This is a genomic window from Streptomyces sp. NPDC059142 (genome assembly GCF_042755665.1).
Classification (GTDB): domain Bacteria; phylum Actinomycetota; class Actinomycetes; order Streptomycetales; family Streptomycetaceae; genus Streptomyces.
The window spans coordinates 77,584-97,463 of record NZ_JBHZDA010000004.1 but is presented as its reverse complement, the minus strand read 5'-3'; the positions used below and the strand labels follow the sequence as shown (position 1 = coordinate 97,463).

Genomic DNA, 19,880 nt, shown 5'->3' with positions numbered 1-19,880 from the left:
GGTACGGGGAGCGGTCCCCGTACCGGACCCCCTGACCGGGCCCGGCGGTGTCATCCGTCCCCCACGGGCGCCGCCGGGTCCACCCCCCTCACCCGAGATCCAACCCACCACCCCACCTCCCACCGGGAGAGTCCGAGGAAGGCGAGAGCGATGCTCGTACGGAAGCCGCAGTTCGCGCGACGGCGTGCGCACGAGGGCGGGGGCGAGGGGGAGCGGACGGCCGCGGACACGGGACGCAGGCGCCATGTCCTCACCGTCACGGCCGCCGCCCTCGTGCTCACCGCGACCTCGGTGGCCTTCGGCGCGGTCGGCGAGGAGGACCCGAGCGTACGGAGCGCGCCCGCGCTCACGGCGAGCGCCCCCGTCGAGCGGCTCACCTCGGGGGACCTCGCCCAGGGCATCGAATCCCTCCAGAAACACCTCAAGGAGCAGCCCAGGGACGCCACCGGCTGGGCGACCCTCGGCGCGGCCTATGTCGAGCAGGCCAGGACCAGCGGCGACCCCACGCGCTACCCGCAGGCGGAGAAGGCGTTCGGGCGCTCCCTCGCGCTGCGCCCCGCCGACGAGAACGACGCGGCACTCGCCGGGCGTTCGGCACTGGCCGCCGCCCGGCACGACTTCCCCGCCGCGCTGGACCAGGCCGACCGGGCGCTGCGCGTCAACCCGTACAGCGAGCGCGCGCTCTCCACCCGGGTCGACGCACTGGTCGAACTCGGCCGCTACGACGAGGCGTCGAAGGCCGTCGAACTCGCCGACGGCCGCCGCCCCGGCCTCCCCGTCTTCACCCGGTACGCGTACGTACGGGAGCTGCGCGGCGACGTCGAGGGCGCCCGCGAGGTGCTGCTGCGGGCGCTGAACTCCGCCTCCAGCACCGCCGATGTCGCGTACGTCGCCACCACGCTCGGCCAACTCGACTGGAGCCGGGGGAAGTACGCCGACGCCCTCGGCCACTACGCGACCGCGCTGCGCGCCGACCCCCGGTATGTGCCCGCGCTGGAGGGGCGCGGACGGACCCATGCCGCGCAGGGCAGGACCGAGGAGGCCCTGAACGATCTCGAAGAGGTCGTACGCCGCTACCCCCTGCCCGGTCAGCTCGCCGCGCTCGGCGAGCTGTACGAGGCGTCCGGACAGCGCGAACAGGCCGAGGAGCAGTACGAACTCATCGGTGTCTGGACCACGTTGGCCCGCGCCAACGGGGTCGCCACCGATCTGGAGTCCGCCCTCGTGGAGGCCGACCACGGCGACGCCGGACAGGCCCTCGAAGCGGCGCGCGCCGAGTGGTCCCGCCGCGAGAGCGTCCACACCGCGGACGCGCTCGCCTGGGCGCTCCACGCGAACGGCAAGGACCGCGAGGCGCTCACGTACGCGAAGAAAGCGACCGCCGCGTCGCCCGGCTACCGCAACGCCTCGTTCCTCCACCACCGCGGCATGATCGAGCGGGCCCTCGGCGACGACAAGGCCGCGCGCCGCTCCCTGACCGCCGCGCTCGAACTGAACCCGGGCTTCTCGCCCACCGGCGCGCGCGAGGCCACCGCCACGCTGTCCGCGCTCACCGGATCCGGACCCCGGGAGGACTCATGACGGTACGGCGCACGACCCGGCGGCCGGTACGGCGTACCACCGCCACCGCGCTCGCCACCCTCGCGGCGGGGGCGGCGCTCGCACTGCTGCCCGCCCAGGCCGCGCAGGCGCACCCGCTCGGGAACTTCACCGTCAGCCAGTACGACGGGCTGGTCGTCGCTCCGGGCACCCTGCGCGTGGACCATGTGGAGGACCTGGCGGAGATCCCGGCCGCGCAGGAACGCGGGCGCATCGACACCGACGGGAACGACGAGCTGGACGCCGCCGAACTCGCCGCGTGGGCAGCGGAGCGGTGTGCCACGGCCGCCTCCGGCGCCCGGCTGACGGTGGGGGAGGGCGGCGGCGAGGCCGCCCCCGTCACGGCGGGAGCCGCGCGGGCACGGGAGCACCCGGGACAGGCCGGACTGCGGACGCTCCGGGTGACCTGCGCGCTGACGGCGCCGCTGCCGGACGACTCGCCGCAGCGGATCACGTACCACCCGGCGGGCGTCGCGACCGGTGCCGGCTGGCGGGAGATCACCGCGCGGGGCGACCGGACGACGCTCACGGAGACGGGGGAGCTGCCGCGTGACTCCGTCTCGCGGCGCCTGACCTCGTACCCCGGCGATCTGCTCTCCTCACCCCCCGACCGGAGGTCGGCCGCGCTCACGGCCCGGGCCGGCGGCCCCGCGCTGTCCGGGGACGGAGAGGACACGGACGGCTCCCCGGTGGCCGGGGTGCTGCCGCGCGGGGCCGACCGCTGGGCGCAGGCCCTCACCGGACTGGTGGCCCGGCACGAACTGACCTTCGGCTTCGCGGCGTTCGCGCTCGGTGTGTCCCTGCTGCTGGGCGCCATGCACGCACTGGCACCGGGGCACGGCAAGACGATGATGGCCGCCGCGGCGACGGCGGGCGGGCGCAGCTCCCTGCGCGATGTGCTGGCCCTCGGGTTCTCCGTGACGATGACGCACACGCTCGGTGTCTTCGCGCTCGGCGCGCTGATCGTGGCGGGTTCCGCGGCGGCGCCCACGGTGGTGTTCTGGCTCTCCCTCGCGAGCGGGGCGCTGGTCGCGATCGCGGGCGCGCTGCTGCTGCGCAGGGCGTGGCGCCACCGGCGCGGCCCACGGGGACACACGCACGGCCACCCCCACCCCCACTCCCATGGGCACACCCACACCCACCCGCCGCGCGCGTCGGCACACCCTCACGGGCACAGCCACGACCGCACACCGGTCACGGGCGGGGTGGCCACGCTCACGGCGCAGCGCACGGAGCACGCACACGACCTCGCACCCGACCATAAGCACACACACGACCACGGACACACGCACGACCACGGGCACGGGCACGCACACGACCACGGGCACACCCACGGACACACCCACGGTCAGGACGACGACGCCCACGCGCTCGCCCACGCCCGCAGCCATCTCCCGCCCGCCCCCGGACTCCGCGGGATCATCCTTCTCGGCTTCGCGGGCGGACTGGTCCCGAGCCCGTCCGCCGTCGTCGTACTGGTCGGCGCGGCGGCCCTCGGACAGGCGTGGTTCGGCTTCCTGCTGGTGATCGCGTACGGGGCCGGGCTCGCCGTCACCCTCGCCGGGGCCGGGTTCGCGGTGGTACGGCTGCGCGAGACCACCACCCGCAGACTGGCCACCCGCCCCCGGGGCCGCTTCCTGGCCCTGGCCCACCGGGCGGCCCCGTTCGCCTCGGCCGCCGTCGTTCTCGCCCTCGGCTGCGGACTGCTGCTCCGGGGGGTCCTGACCGGCCTGGGATGAGCCGCCGGGGGGAGGCCGCTCAGGGCCGGGGCCGGATCAGAAGAAGACGCCGCACCGCAGCAGCACGTTCGCGTACGGGCGCGCCTCACCGGTCCGTACGATCAGCCGCGCGCCCGCCGACAGCGCCTTCAGCTCCTCGTGCGGGACGAAGCCGAGATCCGGGAGCCGCGCCAGCAGCCGCGCCGCTTCCGGGTTCGCCTCCCGCACCTCGTGGGCGGCGGTCGCGCCCTCCACGACCAGCTCGCCCAGCAGCCCGTCCAGCACCTGGGCGAAGGACGGCACACCGGCCACGAACGCCAGGTCCACCACGCGGGGACCGGCCGGGACCGGCATGCCCGCATCGCAGATCAGCACCCCGTCGCCATGACCCAACTCCGCTGTGGCGCCCGCGAGATGACGATTCAGGATCCCTGACCTCTTCACCGGGACACCCCCGGCGCCGAGGGTTCCGACGGATCCGGGGACCCCGGTGCGCCCGAAGGCTCCCCGCCGGGCAGCGACGCCACCTCCGCGGCCGTCGGGAACGACACCTGCGCGCCCGCCCGGGTGACCGCGACGGCGCCCACCCGCGCCGCGTACGCCGCGGCCGCCGCCAGCTCCTCGCCCGCGCCGAGCCGCCACGCCAGCGCCGCGGTGAACGCGTCCCCGGCGCCCGTGGTGTCCACGGCCCGCACCCGTACGGACGGAACGAGCGTCGTCGTACGGGCGTCCGCGACCAGCGCGCCGCGCTCGCCCAGGGTGATGACCACGGAGCGCGGCCCCAGGGCGAGCAACGCCCTTGCCCAGTCGGCCGGTTCGCTCGAATCCCCGCGCGGGTTCCCCGTCGGGTCGCCGTCCGGGGCCCCCTCCGGGTCCGCCGCCGCGCCCAGCACGACCCGCGCCTCGTGCTCGTTGACGATCAGCGGATCGCACGCCGCCAGGATCTCGGCGGGCAGCTCCACCGGAGGCGACGGGTTGAGGACGAAGCGGCTGCCCGGCGCCAGCCCCCGTACCACCTCGGTGACCGTCTCCAGCGGGATCTCCAACTGGGTGGAGACCACCCGCGAGGCGGCCAGCAGGGCCGCGGCGTCCCGTACGTCCTCCGGGGAGAGCCGGGCATTGGCGCCCGGGGACACCACGATGCTGTTGTCCCCGGACGGGTCCACCGTGATCAGCGCGACCCCGGTGGGCGCCCCGCCGGACCGTACCCCCGCCGTGTCGACCCCCGCCGAGCGCTGCGAGTCGAGGAGCAGCCGGCCGTGCGCGTCGTCACCGACCCGCGCGAGCAGCGCCGTACGGGCGCCGAGGCGGGCGGCGGCCACGGCCTGGTTGGCGCCCTTGCCGCCCGGATGGACCGACAGGTCCGAGCCGAGGACGGTCTCGCCGGGGCCGGGGCGCCGCTCGACGCCGATCACCAGGTCGGCGTTGGCCGACCCCACGACCAGCAGCTCGTAGTCGTACATCGCTGTCTCTCTCCGTCTTCTCGGGGGTGGGGGGCGTGCGGGGCCGCGGGGGTACGGGACCCACGCGGCGGTCAGGAGAAGTCGGCCACGTTCTCCGCCGTGACCACCTTCACCGGCACCTTCACCGTCGCGTCGATCTTCTTGCCCGCCGCCGCCTCGATCGCGTTGCGTACGGCCAGTTTGCCCAGCTCGCGGGGTTGCTGCGCCACCGACGCGTACAGGGTGCCCGCCTCGACCGCCTTCAGCCCGTCGGGCGTGCCGTCGAAACCGACCACCGGTACGGACGTGTCGGCCTTGGCGCCCAGCGCCTTGATCGCGCCGAGCGCCATCTCGTCGTTCTCCGCGAACACACCGTTCACACCAGCGTTGGCCTGGAGCAGGTTCGTCATCACGTCGAGGCCCTTGGTGCGGTCGAAGTCCGCGGGCTGCTTCGCGACGACCTCGATCCCCGGGTACGCCTTGATGCCCTGGGCGAAGCCCGCGCCGCGCTCCCGGCTCGCGGAGGTGCCCGCCGTGCCCTGGAGGATCACGATGCGGCCCTTACCGCCGAGCTTGTCGGCCAGGGTACGGGCCGCCTGCTCGCCGCCCGCGACATTGTCGGAGGCGACGAGCGCCGCGACCTCCGCCCTGTTGACACCGCGGTCGGCGGCTATCACCGGGATGTCCGCCTGGTTGGCGGCGCGCACCGAGGGGCCCGAGGCGTCCGAGTCGACCGGGTTGACGATCACCGAGGACATGCCCTCACTGGTGAAGTTCTGGATCTGGTTGGCCTGTTGGGAGGCGTCGTTCTGCGCGTCGGTGACGGTCAGGTCGACGCCCTTCGCCTTCGCCTCGGCCTGGGCGCCCGCCTTCAACTGCACGAAGAACGGGTTGTTCAGGGTGGAGACGGACAGCCCCAGCTTGGTCCCGCCGCCGGAGGAGCCGTTGTTCCAGAAGGAGACACCGCCGATGACGGCGGCCACCAGCACCGCCGCGACCGTGTACTTCACGGCCTGCGCCTTCTTGCCCCCGGGCCCGCCCCCACCGGCCGCGCCGCCCGCGCCGCCCGTCACGGGGGTGGATCCGGCCCGCCGGCGCACCGTGTCGAGGAGCACCGCGAGCGCGATGACCACACCGATGACGACCTGCTGCCAGAACGCCGACACCGACAGCAGGTTGAGGCCGTTGCGCAGCACCGCGAGGATCAGCGCGCCGATCAGGGTGCCGGACGCCTTGCCCACCCCGCCCGACAGGCTGGCGCCGCCGATGACGACGGCGGCGATCGCGTCGAGTTCGTACCCCTGCGCGGCCTGCGGCTGCGCCGAGGAGAGCCGGGAGGCGAGGACGATGCCCGCGACGGCGGCGAACAGCCCGGACAGGGCGTAGACGGCGACCTTCTGACGCTTGACCCGCAGCCCGGAGAGGCGCGCCGCCTCCTCGTTGCCGCCGATCGCGTACATCGAGCGGCCGAGGTAGGTGCGGCCGAGGACGACCGCGGTGATCAGCCCCATCACGATCATCACCAGGACCGGCACGGGCAGCCAGCCGCCGAGGGTGTCGCCCAGCCGCGAGACCGAGGAGGGGAAGGCGATCGGGCTGCCCTGCGAGATCACCAGGGAGAGGCCGCGGCCCACTGACAGCATCGCCAACGTGGCGATGAACGGCGGGAGTTTGCCGTACGAGACGAGCGCGCCGTTGACGAACCCGCACGCGATACCGGTGGCGACGGCGAGGATGACGGCCAGCCACACCGGCACTCCCTCGGACGTCGCCGACCAGGCCAGGACGGTCGCGGAGAGCGCGGCGACCGAGCCGACCGACAGGTCGATGCCCGCCGTGACGATGACGAAGGTGACACCGAACGCGAGGATCGCGGTCACGGCGGCCTGCACACCGACGTTCAGCAGGTTCTGCGTGGTCAGGAAGTCGCCCGACAGCAGCGACATCGCCACCACCAGGACGACCAGGGCGCTCAGGGCGCCGTTGTCGAGCAGGAGACGGCGGAGCCCCGGGGCGCCACCGCCGCCCGTTGTGTTCTTCTCGCTCTTCAGCGTGTCAGTGGCCACGGGAGCCCTCCACTCCTTCTTCGTCGTCCGTGCTGCTGGTGGTCGCGTTCGGTGCCGTGTTCGGTGTCGTGTTCGGTGTCGCGTCGGGTGTCGCGCTGGGCTTCGTGCCCGGTGCCGCGGGGCCGGTCGTGGGGCCGGCGGGGGAGGGCCCGGTGCTCACGGCGAGCGCCATCACCGCGTCCTGGGTGGCCTCTTCGGCGCTGAGTTCACCGGCGATCCGGCCCTGGGCCATCACCAGCACCCGGTCGCTCATGCCGAGCACCTCCGGCAGATCGCTGGAGATCATCAGTACGGCGTGGCCCGCGGCGGTGAGTTCGTTGACGAGCTGGTAGATCTCGACCTTCGCGCCGACGTCGATACCGCGCGTCGGCTCGTCCAGGATCAGCACCCGGACCTCGGCCAGCAGCCACTTGCCGATGACGACCTTCTGCTGGTTCCCGCCCGACAGGGTGCCCACCCGCTGTTCGAGTCCCGCCATCCGCACGCCGAGTTGTCCGGCCATCCGGGCGGCCGCGGTGTGCTGGGCCCTGCGGTCCACCAGCCCGCCACGGGTCGCGGCGCGCAGGGTGACCAGACCCAGGTTCTCCGCCACCGAGGCGTCGAGCAGCAGGCCCTGGCCCTTGCGGTCCTCGGGCACGAGGCCGATCCCGGCGGCCATCGCCGCGCCGACGTCGTACCGGGGCAGGGCGGTCCCGTCCACGTGCACGGTGCCGCTGTCGTAGTGATCGGCGCCGAAGACGGCCCGTACGACCTCGGTGCGGCCCGCGCCCACCAGACCCGCGATGCCCACGACCTCGCCGGCCCGGACCTCGAACCCCACGTCGTGGAAGACGCCCTGCCGGGTCAGCCCGCTCACCCGGAGCAGGGCGGTGCCGGGCTCGGCGCGCCTGCGCGGGTACTGCTGCTCGATGCTGCGGCCGACCATCAGGCGTACGAGTTCGTCCTCGGGGGTCGACGCGGGCACCTGGCCGACGCTGCGGCCGTCGCGCAGGACGGTGACCCGGTCGCCGAGCGCCGCGATCTCCTCCAGGTGGTGGGTGATGAAGACGATGCCCACACCCTCCTCGCGCAGGGCGCGCACGATCCGGAAGAGCTTCTCCACCTCCTCGGAGGTCAGCACGGCGGTCGGTTCGTCCATCACCAGCACCCGCGCGTCGAGGCTGAGCGCCTTGGCGATCTCGACCATCTGGAGCCGGGCGATGCCCAGTTCGCGGACCTTGGTGGAGGGAGGAGTGGTGACACCGACGCGCTCCAGCAGGGCTGCGGCGTCGGCCTCCATCCGCTTGCGGTCGACGAGGCCGAAGCGGCGCGGCTGGCGCCCCAGGAAGATGTTCTCGGCCACCGTCAGATCGGGGACGAGGTTGAACTCCTGGTAGATGGTGGCGATGCCGAGCCGCTCCGCGTCCTGCGCGCCGTGGATACGTACCTCTTCCCCGTCGACGAGGATCCGTCCGGCGTCGGGCCGGTACGCGCCGGAGAGCATCTTGATGAGCGTGCTCTTGCCCGCGCCGTTCTCGCCGAGGAGGACGTGCACCTCGCCGCGGCGCAGATCGAAGTCGACGCTGTCGAGCGCCACCACGCCGGGGAAGGTCTTGCGTATCCCTTCGACACGCAGCAACTCGTCCGGGTGACTCACGGGTCGCTCCTTTGCGATCGTGCTGATGGGGTTCGTTGCGGCGGTACGGGATCCGGCGGTTCCGGTGGGGGAGGACCCGGCGGTTCCGGCGGGGGAGGATCCGCCCGCTCCGGCGGGAGCGGACTCGGTCGCTCCGGCCGGAGGGCCGCACCGCACGAGCGGCGTACGACCAGCCGGGCGGGCAGGGTCACGGACGGCGGCTCGCGGCCCGCGATCCGGTCCGCCAGGGCCCGTACGGCGGCCCGCCCCAGCTCGTCCGTGGGCTGCGCGATCGCGGTGATCGGCGGGTCCGTGTGCACGAACCAGGGGATGTCGTCGAAGGCGGCGAGCGCAATGTCCTCGGGAACCCGCAGCCCCCGGGCGCGGAACGCGTCGAGCGCGCCGAGCGCCATCAGGTTGTCCGCGGCGAACACCGCGTCCGGCGGCTCCGGCAGGGCGAGGAAGCGCTCCGCGGCCCGGCGTCCGCTCTCCGCCTGGAAGTCGCCCTGGCCGATGTACGGGTCCGGCAGCGGCACCCCGTGCTCGGCGAGCGCCGCGCGGAACGCGTCGATCCGCTCGCTGCCGGTGGTGGTGGCCGCCGGGCCCGCGATGATCGCCGGCCTGCGGTGGCCGAGCGCCAGCAGATGGCCGACCAGGTCCCGTACGGCGGCGCGCCCGTCCGCCCTGACGACCGGTACGTCCACCCCCGGGATCCACCGGTCCACGAAGACGACGGGTGTGCCGGCGCGCAGCGCGTCGTCGATCAGCTTCGTCCCGCGGTCGGTGGGGGACAGCAGCAGTCCGTCGATCCGGCGGTCCAGCAGCGTACGGATGTGGTGGTCCTGCAACTCGGGCCGCTCGTCGGCGTTGCCGATGATCACGCTGTAGCCGAGGGCCCGCGCCTCCTCCTCGACGGCCCGCGCCAGGGAGGTGAAGTACGGGTTGAGCACATCGCTGATGACCAGGCCGAGGGTGCGCGTCTCGTCGGTGCGCAGCGAGCGGGCCACGGCGTTGGGCCGGTACCCCAGCGCGGCGACGGCGGCGAGCACCCGGGCGCGGGACTCCGGGCTGACCGACGGATGGTCGTTGAGCACACGCGACACCGTGGCGGCGGAGACACCCGCCTCGGCCGCGACGTCCTTGATGGCCGCCATCGTCGGTCCACCTCCTTGTGGAATCGATTACACGGAGGATTGGAATCGATTTCACAGGGAGAAGGCAAGAGCCTGGGGGTGTCTCGAAACCGGATCGTGATGAAACCCGGCCGGTCGCTCACGTCCCGTACGTGGCCGGGTCCCCCTGGAGGAGGGACCCGGCCCCGCTCAGCCGCGCAGGCCCGGCGCCTGGGCGATGAAGGTGTCCAGGACCCCGTCCGCCACCTTGATCGTGCCCTGCGGGCGGGTCGTCCCCGGGATCGTACGGACGGCGGCCGCCTGCCGGGCCAGCGTGGCCGCCTCGGCGAAGAACCGCTCACCGCTGCCGCCGCCGAGCTGTTCCCGCAGCCCCTCCAGCGTGGCGTCGAGGGAGGCGCCCCACAGGTCGAGGGCGGTCAGCCACGGCGCGGTCTCCCGCAGGAAACCCTGGTCCGCCACCCCGTTCCTGATCCGCTCCGGTGCGTCGGCGAGCAGCGCGGCACGGCCGGACAGCTCACGCAGCGCGGACCGCCGCTCCCGGTCGGAGCCGGTGGACCAGACGGCGCGGAAGTCGTCCAGCGCGGCGCGCAGCGCGGGCGCCTGCGGCTGCCAGTTCTCCGGCCCGAACGTCGGCGCGAGATGCTGGGTGTCGAAGAAGGCCAGCAGCGCCCGGGTGGTCGTGGGGTCGCCGCCCGCCAGGTGGCCGGCCGCCGCGCGCCAGGTGCGTGCGGCGTCGTAATCCCGGTCGTTCCACGCGAAGGACGCCCCGCCGAAGAGGGCGACCTTGCTCGCGGCGGCCTGGTTCATGGGGTTGAGGACGATTCCGCTCAACTCCTCGTGCAGTCCGGCCTCGCGCCGGTCGTACGGGGCCATCAGCAGCCGGCCCGTGGTCTGTCCGTAGTCGTTGACCGGGTAGTTGTCCCAGAGGAACACCTTGCGTCCCCAGACCGCCGAGGCCGCGCGCGCGTCGGTCACACTGATCGACGGCGGGACCACGTCGTTGCCCGTCCACTGCACGACCACCCGGGGATCGAGCTGTTCGCGCAGGACCTTCTTGTACGGGGAGTCGGCCATGTCGGAGTACTCGGTGGGCACCGTCTGGAGCGGCCCGGCACCGTCGTGCGTGTCGATGAAGCCGTGCTGCACCGCGTTGAGCAGATCGGCCTGTGCCCGGCCGGCGGCGGCGCGGCCGGGAGCGCCGTACGCCGCCTGGTCCGCGGCGCAGTTCCAGCTCGTGTAACTGATGTCGTCCAGCGCCACGTAGAAGCTGCGCGCGCCCTGCGCGTAGAGACTTTCGAGCTTGCTCTCCAGGGCGCCCACGTCGTCCGGATCGCTGTAACAGACCGACAGCCCGGGGGAGATGGCGTAGGTGAAGTCGACGTGGTGGGTGGTGGCGCGGTCGATCAGCTCGCGCAGCTCCGCGAGCCGCCCGGCGGGGTAGGCGTCGCGCCAGCTCTCCCGCAGATACACGTCGTCCTTGGGGGCGTAGATGTACGTGTTGGCCTTGACGGCGCCGTAGAAGGCGAGTTGGTCGAGCCGGTCGGCGTGCGACCAGGGTGCGCCGTAGAAGCCCTCGATGCTGCCGCGCAGGGACATCAGGGGGTGGTCGGTGATGGACACGGCGGCGAGGGTCCGGCGCGCGGGGGTCACCAACTGCCGGAAGGTCTGCGCCGCGTAGTAGACGCCGTCCGCGTCGTTGCCCGCGAGGACCGCGGTGGCGCCGGTACGGCCGTCGCCCGCGCCGGAGGCGAGCGCGTACCCCTCGGCGACGGGCGTGCCGGGGACGCTCCCGCCCGCCGCGCGCAGGGCGCGGGCCACCGCCGGGTCGGTGACCGATCCGACCACGACGGTGAGGCGCGGGTCGCGCGGAGCGGCGCCCGTACCACCGAGCGGTACCTGGTCGATCACGCGGACCCCGGCGGAGGTCAGCGCCTTTCTGATCACGGTGAGCCCGGCGGCGTCGGCCCCCTCGCCGACGGCCAGCCGTACCCGGTCCGGGACGCGCAGCGCGCGCCCGGTGGCGGTCATCCGCTGCGGGGTGGGGGTGACGACCGGCAGCGGGTCCGCGGGGGCGGACGCGGCGGAGGGCGTACCGGAGGACGCGCCGGCGGGTGCGGCGGCGAAGGAGGCGGGCGGAGCGAGTGGGCCGAGTGGAGTGAGGGAGGTGAGGGTCAGTGCCAGGGCGCCGAGAAGGGGGAGGCCGAGAAGGGAGCGTCCGGGGTGGTGCCTTCGGGACCGACGGAGCACGGCAACTCCAAGGGGAGCGGGGCCCGGTCACCGGCCGGTGACCGATTGGTCTAAACCATCACTCGGGCGAGTGCATGTCAAGATGGCGTGGCCGGGTGAATTACGCTGGTCAGCACGTGAATATCCCACTTAGGATCCGCACGTGAAGACGCCGACGGCCCCACCGTTCCCCGAGGCCCGCGCCCGCCCGCCGGCCCACATCGGACGGCTCGTCCAGGACCGGGACCCGCGTACGCGCCATCGCGGACTCGTCCTCCTCGCCGAGCGGCTGGCTCCGGACCCCGTCGCCGGAGAGCCGCACCTCGACGCGTCCGAGCGTGCCGAACTCGCCGCGCTGCTGCCCCGGTCGGTGACGGGCCCGCCGGAATCCGCCCTCGTCCTCGCGGAGTTGTACGAGCGTCTGGGACCGTACGTCCCGGAGGGGCGCCGCCCGTCGTGGCGCACGGCCGGCCTGCCGGAGCGCGTACGGATCGCCTGGCTCCGCGCCGAACTGCACCACACACCCGAAGCCCTCCGTACCGAACCTCCGGGTGAACTGCTCTACCAGGCGGTCCGGGACCTGGACCTCACCCGCGCCCACCGGCCCCGGCGGCTGCTCGCCGAACTGGCCGAGTGCGCCGACCGGGTGGTACGCGCCGAGGCGGTACGGCTCGCCCGGCAGGGGCTGCACGCCGGACTCCTCGCCCCCGCCCTCGTCCGCGCCCACCTGGCCGCCCTGGCGCGGGCGGACGACCCCGGCACCGCGACCGCCGCCCTCACCGAACTCGCCGAACCCTGGGCGGCGTTGGAGCCGCTGCCAATCGAGGAGCTGCCCGGTTTCCTCGCCACGGGGACGGGCACCACCGGCGCCGATCCCGGCACCGCCGACGCCGCGCTCCTGGTCCTCGCCCGCCATGGCCACCGCGAGCCGCTGCGGCGGATCGTCGCGGACCCCGCCCACCCGCCGGGGCTGCGGCGGCGCGCCATGGAACTCCTCGGCGCCCTCGCGCGGCGCGCCGACATCGACGCACTCACCGCGCTCGCCGCCCGCGACCCCCTGCTGCTCGGCAGCGCCACCCTGCGCTGTCTGCGCGGACTGCACCGGCGCGGACACTTCCCGGCGCCTTCGGCCGTACCCGCGCTCGTCGCTCTGGCCCTCGCGGACCACACCATCGAGCCCGGCACGTTCGCGACGGTCCTCTTCACCTGCCGGCGGGAGGTCTGCGACGCCCTCACCGACGCGCCCGTGGACGACGCCGGCTGGCCGCGCCGGCTCGCCCTGCTCGTCGAACTGGCCCGGCAGGGAACGGGGGAGCTGCCGATCGGGGACACGATCACCCGCCTCCTGCCGTCCGTCACCGCGCCCGAGCCGTTCCTCGCCGCGCTGCGCGCACTGCGTCACACGGAGGGGGAGGAGGCCGTCATCGCCTGTCTGCCGTCCGCCCCCGCCGCGGCCCTGGACGCGCTCGAAGCGCTCGGCGGGGAGCGCACCGTACGGATGCTGGCCGACGGCCTCGGCCTGACCGCCGACCCGGGGGGAGACCCGGACGGGGGCGAGGAGAATCCGGGCGAGGGTGAGGGCGATCCGGGCGAGGGCGAGGGCGGGGGCGAGAGGGGGCCGGGCGAAGGCCGGAGGGAGCCGGACGGGGGCGAGTCCACGGGTCCGCGGGAGACCGTCCCCGCGCTGCGGGCCGTACGCCACCAGGCCCTGGACCTGCTCTGGTCCCTCAACACCGACCCCGAACTGCGCAGCCGTGTCCTGTCGCGCCTCGACCCCACCCGGCTCCCCTCACGGATCGCCGCCGGCCTCGGCGGCCCCGACGAGCGGGAACTCGCCCTGCTGCGTTCCCATCTCGACCCGTCCGACCCGCTCGCCGCGCTGCTCAGACTGGCCGCGCACGGCGGATCGGGTACGGTGCCGGTCCTCGCCGATCTCCTGCTGCGCGTCGTGGCCGCAGGCGCGGCGTCCTGGGAGCCCGGGGCCGATCAACCCCGTCCGGGGAAAGGCCCGTTCGCCGCGGGGACACCGACGGCCGAACCCGCGGTGCCCCAGGACGCCGTGGACGCCCTGTGCGCCCTGGGCGGCCGGCTGTACACGCGGCGTGCGATCCGGCCGGTCTGTCTGCTCGACGCCGCCGACGCCCGGGAGGCCGGCCACGCCCTCGTCGCGACCATGGCGCTGGACCTGCTCGACCGGCCCGGGGTGACCGACGGCGAACGGACGATCCTGCTCAAGCTGCTCCTCGCCGTCCCCTCCGCACAGACCCGCCCCCGCGTGCATCACCTGCTCCGCCACCGCGATCGGCATGTCCGCAAACACGTCATCGCCCTGCTCGCCGCCGACGGCACCGGGGACGACGCCCGTGCCCTCTCGGCGAGCCTCATCGCCCTGACCACGGCCGGGGACATCCAGACCGTACGCCAGGCGCTGCTGGCCCTCGGCCACGCGCGGGCCCGCTGGGCCGCACCCGCGATCGCCGCCTGTCTCGACCGTCCGAACATGAACATCAAGAAGACCGCCGCCGAGGCGCTCGCCCGCGCGGGCACACCGGCGGCGGTCCCGGCGCTCCTGCGTCACCTCGGCCGTACCGGCAACCCGGGGCTGCGCACCGCGCTCCTCGCCGCGCTGCGCGCCGTCCTCGGCGACGCGTACCAGGCGGCCCTCCTCGCCGCGGCGGAGCGCGCCCCCGAAGAGGCCGACCGGGTAAGGCTGTTGGCGGCGGGACTCGACGGGGTGCCCACCGCGCGCTCCGTCCTCGCCCTGGCCGACCAGGCGTCACCGGTGGTACCCGCGCTGCTCGCCCTGGTGGCCGACGGCCGCGTCCGCCTCGCCTCCGGGAGCCCCGACGACCTCGCGGAGCCACTGGCGGCGCACGGTATCGGGCGCCCCGCCGGGCCGCCCCGCCGTACGGACGGTGACCCGGACGCCGACGCCCGGTCGCTGGTGGCCGGGGGCTGGCACGCACCGACGGCCCTGCGCGTCGCCGAACGGCTCGACCCCTCGGCGGGGGACACGGCACGCACGCTCCGGCCGATGCTGGCCGACTGGCTCCGCCTGGCCGATTCACGGCCCGACGCCCGGGAACGCGTCGTACGGTTCACCCTGCGGATCTGCCCCGCGCCCTGGACCGACCACGAACGGCGGACCCTCGCCCACTCGGCAGGCATCCTGCTCGCCGAACTCGCCGAACTCGCCCCGGAACCAACGGACACGGCCGACGCGGACGGTTACGGGCGCGCCCTCGTCGCCGTCCTCGAAGCCGCCGTACCGACCCTGCCGGCGGGGGAGCGAGCGGTCGTCGCCGACGCCGTACGGGCGCTGCCCCCGGCCGGCCCCGGAACCCGCGCCGCGCTCTCCCTGCTGCGCGCCTGCGACGCCGTCCTCGTCCGCGCCGACCTCGACCGGGCGCTCGCCGCCGCCCGGCTCGCCGCCGATCCCCGGACGGCCCAACTGGCCGTGCTGGGCGAGGCGTTCGCCGCCCCTCCGACGCGGGAGGGCGCATGGCGCACCGCGCTGGAGGACGCGGTGCACACCCCCGCCGCCCTGAACGCCTTCCGTCACCGCACCGACGGCACACCGCCCGGCTCCCGGGTGCGGCTCGCCGCGCTGGCCAAGGTCTACCCGGACGCCGGGGCCGGGGTCCGCGCCGTACTCCTCGACTGGATGACCGCCCTCCAGCCCCTCGGTACCCCGCCCTGGACCCGCGCCGAGGACGCCGCCGCACCACCGCCCGCGCCCCGGACCGTGCACGGCGACGATCTCGACCAGCCGCGCTCCCACGCCCTGCGCACCCGTCTGCTCGCCCTGCTGGCCGAGGCCCCTGGGGAGCGCGGGGAGCGCGGGGACGCCGCCGCGCGAACGCTGCTGACCTGGCCCGAGCCGGAGACCGCGCACCCCGTGCTCCATGCCTTCCTCCGGGGCCACGTCACCGTCCCCGTCGGCCCGCACCTCGCCGACGCGCTGACGGCCCTCGCCGGGACCGCCGCAGGACGGGCCGAACTGGACGGGGAAGGCGTACGGGACGACCGGCTGCTGCTCGTGGCCGACGCCCTCGAACACCGAGGGCTGGAACCGCTGCTCCCCGTGCTGCTCGACCGCTGGGAGCACGGACCGCCCGATGTACGCCGCACGGCCGCGCGCCTGCTGCGCCGGGTGAACGCCGACACCCTGGCGGCATGTCTGGAGGACCGGCTCGACGCGGGCGCCTGGGGGTTCCTCGACCTCCTCGTCGGCCGTACGCTGCTCCGCACCCCCGCGCTGACCCGTACCCGGCGCCGCCTGCGGGCGGAGGGGCGAGCCGGTACCGCCGGCGAACTCATCCTGGTGACCGGCCCGTTGCGGGGCCCCGGCGCCGTACGGGAGGACGCCGCCGCCCTCGCCGCGCTCCGCGCCCGCCCGGCGTCCGGGGCGACCGGGCGCCTGCCGCGGCCGTCCCGACGGGAGTTGATGGACCTGGCACGCACCGGCACCCCGGAGGGGATCCGCCGGGCGCTCACCCGGCTGGCCGAGGAACACCGCGGCCCCGCACCCGACCGTGACCCCGAACTGATCGCCGTGATAGCCGGGTTGCTGACACACCCCCGGGCCGGGGTCCGGCTGCGCGCCCACCGGATCTCCCGGACGATGCTGGACCGCACGGCCCATCTGCGCCACACCGCCGTCCTGCTGGACGACCCCCAGCCCGACATCCAGCGCATGGCGATCAGAACCCTCTGCCACGCCCCGTGGGAACCCGCGATCCCCACCGTGGTCGAACGGCTCGCACACCCCCACCCCGTCGTGCGGGCGGCGGCGGCCGAGGGCCTGGCCGTCCTCGGCGCCCGCGCGGTCCCCGCCCTGCGCCGGGCGGCGGCACACGCCCGGCCCGACCGGCGCCCCCTCTACACCGACGTCCTCGACCGGATCACCGCCACCGGGCCCCCGTGACAGGGGCCGGAGCAGGAGGCACGAGCCGCCGCCGCGGGCCGTCAGTTCCAGCGCGGCAGATCGGTGCCCCAGCGCGTCGGCGGACGCGACCAGGTGACCGGCGCGCCCTCGTAGTGCACCGGTGTGAGCGCGTGGCGCAGCGGACCGTAGGGCGAGGCGGTCTCGGTGAGCCAGGGGGCCGGATCGTACGGACCGCCCTCCACCGGTGTGTGTCCGACACCGTGCAGCAGCCAGGACGCGGTGCCCGCGAGCGAGAACCGCAGATGCCGTCCCTCGCCCGTGGGCTGACGCTCCGTCAGGGCGCGCAGCACCCCGGCCGCGATGAGATATCCCGTACCGTGGTCGAGCGCCTGGGCCGGCAGGGCGCCCGGAGTGCCGTCGGCCGCCGCCTCGCTCGCCGCGATGCCACTGGCCGCCTGCACCAGACTGTCGAATCCGCGCCGCGCGGCCCACGGCCCGGACCAGCCCCAGGCGCAGAGCTGCGCGACGATCAGGCCGGGGCGCCGGGCCAGCAGCGCGTCGGGGGACAGCCCGTGCCGGTCGAGCGCGCCCGGCCGGTAGCCCGTCACCACGACATCCGCCGTGCTCAGCAACTCCTCGAAGACCCGCCGGTCGGCCGCGGCGGAGAGATCCAGCAGGGTCGAACGCTTGCCCGGGCCCGTGTCGGTGTGGGCGTCGGGCCGCTCCGGCAGACGCGGCGAGTCCACCCGCAGCACATCGGCGCCCAGCAGCGCCAGGGTGCGGGTGGCGACGGGGCCCGAGATGACCCGGGTGAGGTCCAGCACCCGTACCCCCTCGGCCGGAAGCGCGGCGGGTGGCAGCGGCGCGGGGCTCTCCCCGGCCGGGCCCCGCTCGACCGGGACGGTCCTGATCGAGGCGAGCGGCGGCGCGACACCGCCCGGGGCCATCGGGACGGTCGGCTCCTCGGGCGTGGACGCCACCGCCACGGCCAGGCCGCCCGCCGCGTACACGGTCTCCTGGATCTCCCCGGCCGGGCGTGTCGCCAGCTCGTCCGCGAGCCGCCGCGCGGTCGCCTGCCCGTCGCCCGCGTCCCGGATGTCCAGGGCGTCCAGCAACCGGGCGCGGTGGTGCGGGTAGTTGGCGTGCGTACGGACCCAGCCGTCGGCCGCGCGCCAGAACCCGGAGAGCGGCGCGAACCCGGTGAGGGCCCGCCCGTCGATCCGCAGATACCGCTCGCTGACGAACGCCGTGGCGACCGCCCCCTCCCGCACCCGTACCGCCGGTACGGGCACGCCGCGGCGGAGCGCGAGCAGTTCCGCGGCGGCCAGCGAGCACACGCCCACGGTCGCCCGTGCCAGTTCCCGCACGGGCAGCCGGGCCGCCAGCACCTCGCCCGCACCTTCGTACGTCACCGATTCCGCGCGCCCGGCCCGGCCGCCGAGCACCGCCCACGCATGAGCGGTCGCCGCGTCGTTTCCTTGCGTCATGCGGTCATTGTCCCGCGTCGGCGGCGCCGTTCCCGTACCCCGCTCCGCGATCTCCGGGACCGTGACGCGGACAGTGCCGTATGACATGGTACGGAGATGAACCGCTCCCGTCGGTCGCCTGATGTCGTCGTGGTCGGCGCAGGCATGGTGGGTGCCGCCTGTGCGTACCACTGCGCGCTGGCCGGGCTGAGCGTCACCGTCGTCGAGCGGGGCGCGATCGGCGCCGGGACCACCGCCGCGTGCGAGGGCAACATCCTCCTCTCCGACAAGGTGCCGGGTCCCGAACTCGACCTGGCGCTGCTCTCCGCCCGGCTCTGGGGCGAACTGGCGGCGGAGGTCGGCGCCGACCGGCTGGAGTACCAGACCAAGGGCGGACTCGTCGTGGCGACCTCGGACGCGGCGGCCGAGGGCCTGCGCGCCCTCACCGCCGCCCAGCGCGCGGCGGGCATCGACGCGGTCGACACCGAATCCGCCGAGGTCGCCGCGTTGGAACCGAACATCACCCCGGAGACGGCCGGCGGCGCGTACTACCCGCAGGACAGCCAGGTCCAGCCGATGCTGGCCACCGCGCGGCTCTTCCAGCATCTGCGCGCCCGGGGCGTCACCGTCCTGCCGGGTACGGAGGTCACCGGCTTCCTCCGTGACGCCCGGGGCGCCGTCCACGGCGTCCGTACGACCGCGCGGGACGCTCCAGTGATCCACGCCCGCCATGTCGTCAACGCCGCGGGAACCTGGAGCGGACACCTGGGCGCACTGGCGGGCGCGCCGGTCCCCGTCCTGCCCCGCCGAGGGTTCATCCTGGTCACCGAACCGCTGCCCCGGGTGGTGCGGCACAAGGTGTACACCGCCGATTACGTCGCCAACGTGGCCAGCGGCGACGCGGGTCTGGAGACCTCGGTGGTGGTCGAGGGCACACGGGCCGGGACGGTCCTGATCGGCGCCAGCCGGGAGCGCGTCGGCTTCGACCGTACGGTCTCCCTGCCGGTGGTGCGCGGGCTCGCCGCCCAGGCCGTCGCCGTCTTCCCGTTCCTCGCCGAGGTGCGGCTGCTCCGTACCTACCTGGGGTTCCGCCCGTACTGCCCCGACCATCTCCCGGTGATCGGCGCCGACCCGCGCGCCCCCGGGCTGCTGCACGCCACCGGGCACGAGGGCGCCGGGATCGGGCTCGCCCCCGCGACGGGGCGGCTGATCGCCCAGGCCGTCACCGGCGCCGCACCGGACCTGGACATCACACCGTTCCGCCCGGACCGGTTCGAGGAGGCCACCGTATGAGCGACCGGCCGGCCACCGGCCGCCCCGCCTTCCGCTTCACCTTCGACGGCGCGCCGGTCGAGGCCGAGGCGGGACAGAGCGTCGCCGCCGCGCTCATCGCCGCCGGACACCGCTCCTGGCGCCGCACCAGGACGGGCGGCGAGCCGCGCGGGGTGTTCTGCGGCATCGGCGTCTGCTTCGACTGCCTGGTCACCGTCAACGGGCGGCCGGGCAGGCGCGCCTGTCTGGTGGAGGCCGCGCCCGGCGACCGGGTGACCACCCAGGAAGGGGCGGGCCATGACGACCTCGCCTGCTGAACCGTCCGCCGACCCGTCCGCCACCCCGCCTGCCGGGCGTGTCCGTTACGACCTGGCGGTCCTCGGGGCCGGTCCCGCCGGGCTCGCCGCCGCTGTCGCCGCAGCCGGGGCGGGCGCCCGGGTCGCGCTCGTCGACGC

General features: G+C 75.0%; 13 protein-coding genes. 6 read left to right on the top strand and 7 right to left on the bottom strand.

What is annotated here, in order from left to right; translation table 11 throughout:
* Window positions 1-150 precede the first annotated feature (150 nt).
* The gene (locus ACFXPK_RS03355) at window positions 151-1,581 is read left to right on the top strand and encodes a tetratricopeptide repeat protein (RefSeq protein WP_385071114.1); all 1,431 of its coding nucleotides are present in this window, start codon (window positions 151-153) and stop codon (window positions 1,579-1,581) included.
* Window positions 1,578-3,338, top strand: a complete 1,761-nt coding sequence (locus ACFXPK_RS03350; RefSeq protein ID WP_385071111.1) for a nickel transporter — start codon at window positions 1,578-1,580, stop codon at window positions 3,336-3,338. Before ACFXPK_RS03355 ends, ACFXPK_RS03350 begins: the two co-directional genes overlap by 4 nt.
* A 36-nt stretch (window positions 3,339-3,374) precedes the next feature.
* Here the strand turns inward: ACFXPK_RS03350 and rbsD are convergent, their stop codons facing one another.
* The 6 genes from rbsD to ACFXPK_RS03320 all read right to left on the bottom strand — a co-directional run bounded on the left by rbsD (window position 3,375) and on the right by ACFXPK_RS03320 (window position 11,820).
* Window positions 3,375-3,761 carry a D-ribose pyranase gene (gene rbsD, locus ACFXPK_RS03345; RefSeq protein WP_385071108.1) on the bottom strand — a complete coding sequence of 129 codons (387 nt, stop codon included), beginning with the start codon at window positions 3,759-3,761 and terminating at the stop codon, window positions 3,375-3,377.
* A complete protein-coding gene (locus ACFXPK_RS03340; protein ID WP_385071105.1) occupies window positions 3,758-4,780 on the bottom strand; it encodes a ribokinase in 1,023 nt (340 codons plus the stop codon). Before ACFXPK_RS03340 ends, rbsD begins: the two co-directional genes overlap by 4 nt.
* 71 nt (window positions 4,781-4,851) lie before the next feature.
* Window positions 4,852-6,825: a substrate-binding domain-containing protein gene (locus tag ACFXPK_RS03335; RefSeq protein ID WP_385071102.1), complete on the bottom strand. Its 1,974-nt coding sequence runs from the start codon at window positions 6,823-6,825 to the stop codon at window positions 4,852-4,854.
* Window positions 6,815-8,461, bottom strand: a complete 1,647-nt coding sequence (locus ACFXPK_RS03330; protein WP_385071099.1) for a sugar ABC transporter ATP-binding protein — start codon at window positions 8,459-8,461, stop codon at window positions 6,815-6,817. The genes ACFXPK_RS03335 and ACFXPK_RS03330 overlap by 11 nt, the downstream gene beginning before the upstream one ends.
* A complete protein-coding gene (locus ACFXPK_RS03325) occupies window positions 8,458-9,594 on the bottom strand; it encodes a LacI family DNA-binding transcriptional regulator (RefSeq protein ID WP_385071096.1) in 1,137 nt (378 codons plus the stop codon). Before ACFXPK_RS03325 ends, ACFXPK_RS03330 begins: the two co-directional genes overlap by 4 nt.
* Window positions 9,595-9,762: 168 nt before the next feature.
* Window positions 9,763-11,820 (bottom strand): beta-N-acetylglucosaminidase domain-containing protein, encoded by a 2,058-nt coding sequence (locus ACFXPK_RS03320; protein WP_385071094.1) that lies wholly within the window; start codon window positions 11,818-11,820, stop codon window positions 9,763-9,765.
* 142 nt (window positions 11,821-11,962) lie between these two features.
* Here ACFXPK_RS03320 and ACFXPK_RS03315 point away from each other — a divergent pair, with 142 nt between their 5' ends.
* The gene (locus tag ACFXPK_RS03315) at window positions 11,963-16,726 is read left to right on the top strand and encodes a HEAT repeat domain-containing protein (RefSeq protein WP_385071092.1); all 4,764 of its coding nucleotides are present in this window, start codon (window positions 11,963-11,965) and stop codon (window positions 16,724-16,726) included.
* 41 nt (window positions 16,727-16,767) lie between these two features.
* On the opposite strand, the gene ACFXPK_RS03310 is transcribed toward ACFXPK_RS03315, so the two are convergent.
* Window positions 16,768-18,174, bottom strand: coding sequence for a CoA transferase (locus tag ACFXPK_RS03310; RefSeq protein ID WP_385071090.1), 1,407 nt, complete (start codon window positions 18,172-18,174; stop codon window positions 16,768-16,770).
* Between the two features lie 96 nt (window positions 18,175-18,270).
* Between ACFXPK_RS03310 and ACFXPK_RS03305 the strand changes: the two genes are divergently transcribed.
* From ACFXPK_RS03305 to ACFXPK_RS03295, 3 genes are all read left to right on the top strand, one after another.
* Entirely contained in the window at window positions 18,271-19,446 is a 1,176-nt protein-coding gene (locus ACFXPK_RS03305) for an NAD(P)/FAD-dependent oxidoreductase (RefSeq protein WP_384999303.1), read from the top strand.
* Window positions 19,443-19,742: a (2Fe-2S)-binding protein gene (locus ACFXPK_RS03300; RefSeq protein ID WP_385071087.1), complete on the top strand. Its 300-nt coding sequence runs from the start codon at window positions 19,443-19,445 to the stop codon at window positions 19,740-19,742. Before ACFXPK_RS03305 ends, ACFXPK_RS03300 begins: the two co-directional genes overlap by 4 nt.
* On the top strand, window positions 19,723-19,880 hold a 158-nt coding region (locus ACFXPK_RS03295), incomplete at its 3' end, for a hypothetical protein (RefSeq protein ID WP_385071208.1). The genes ACFXPK_RS03300 and ACFXPK_RS03295, both read left to right, overlap by 20 nt.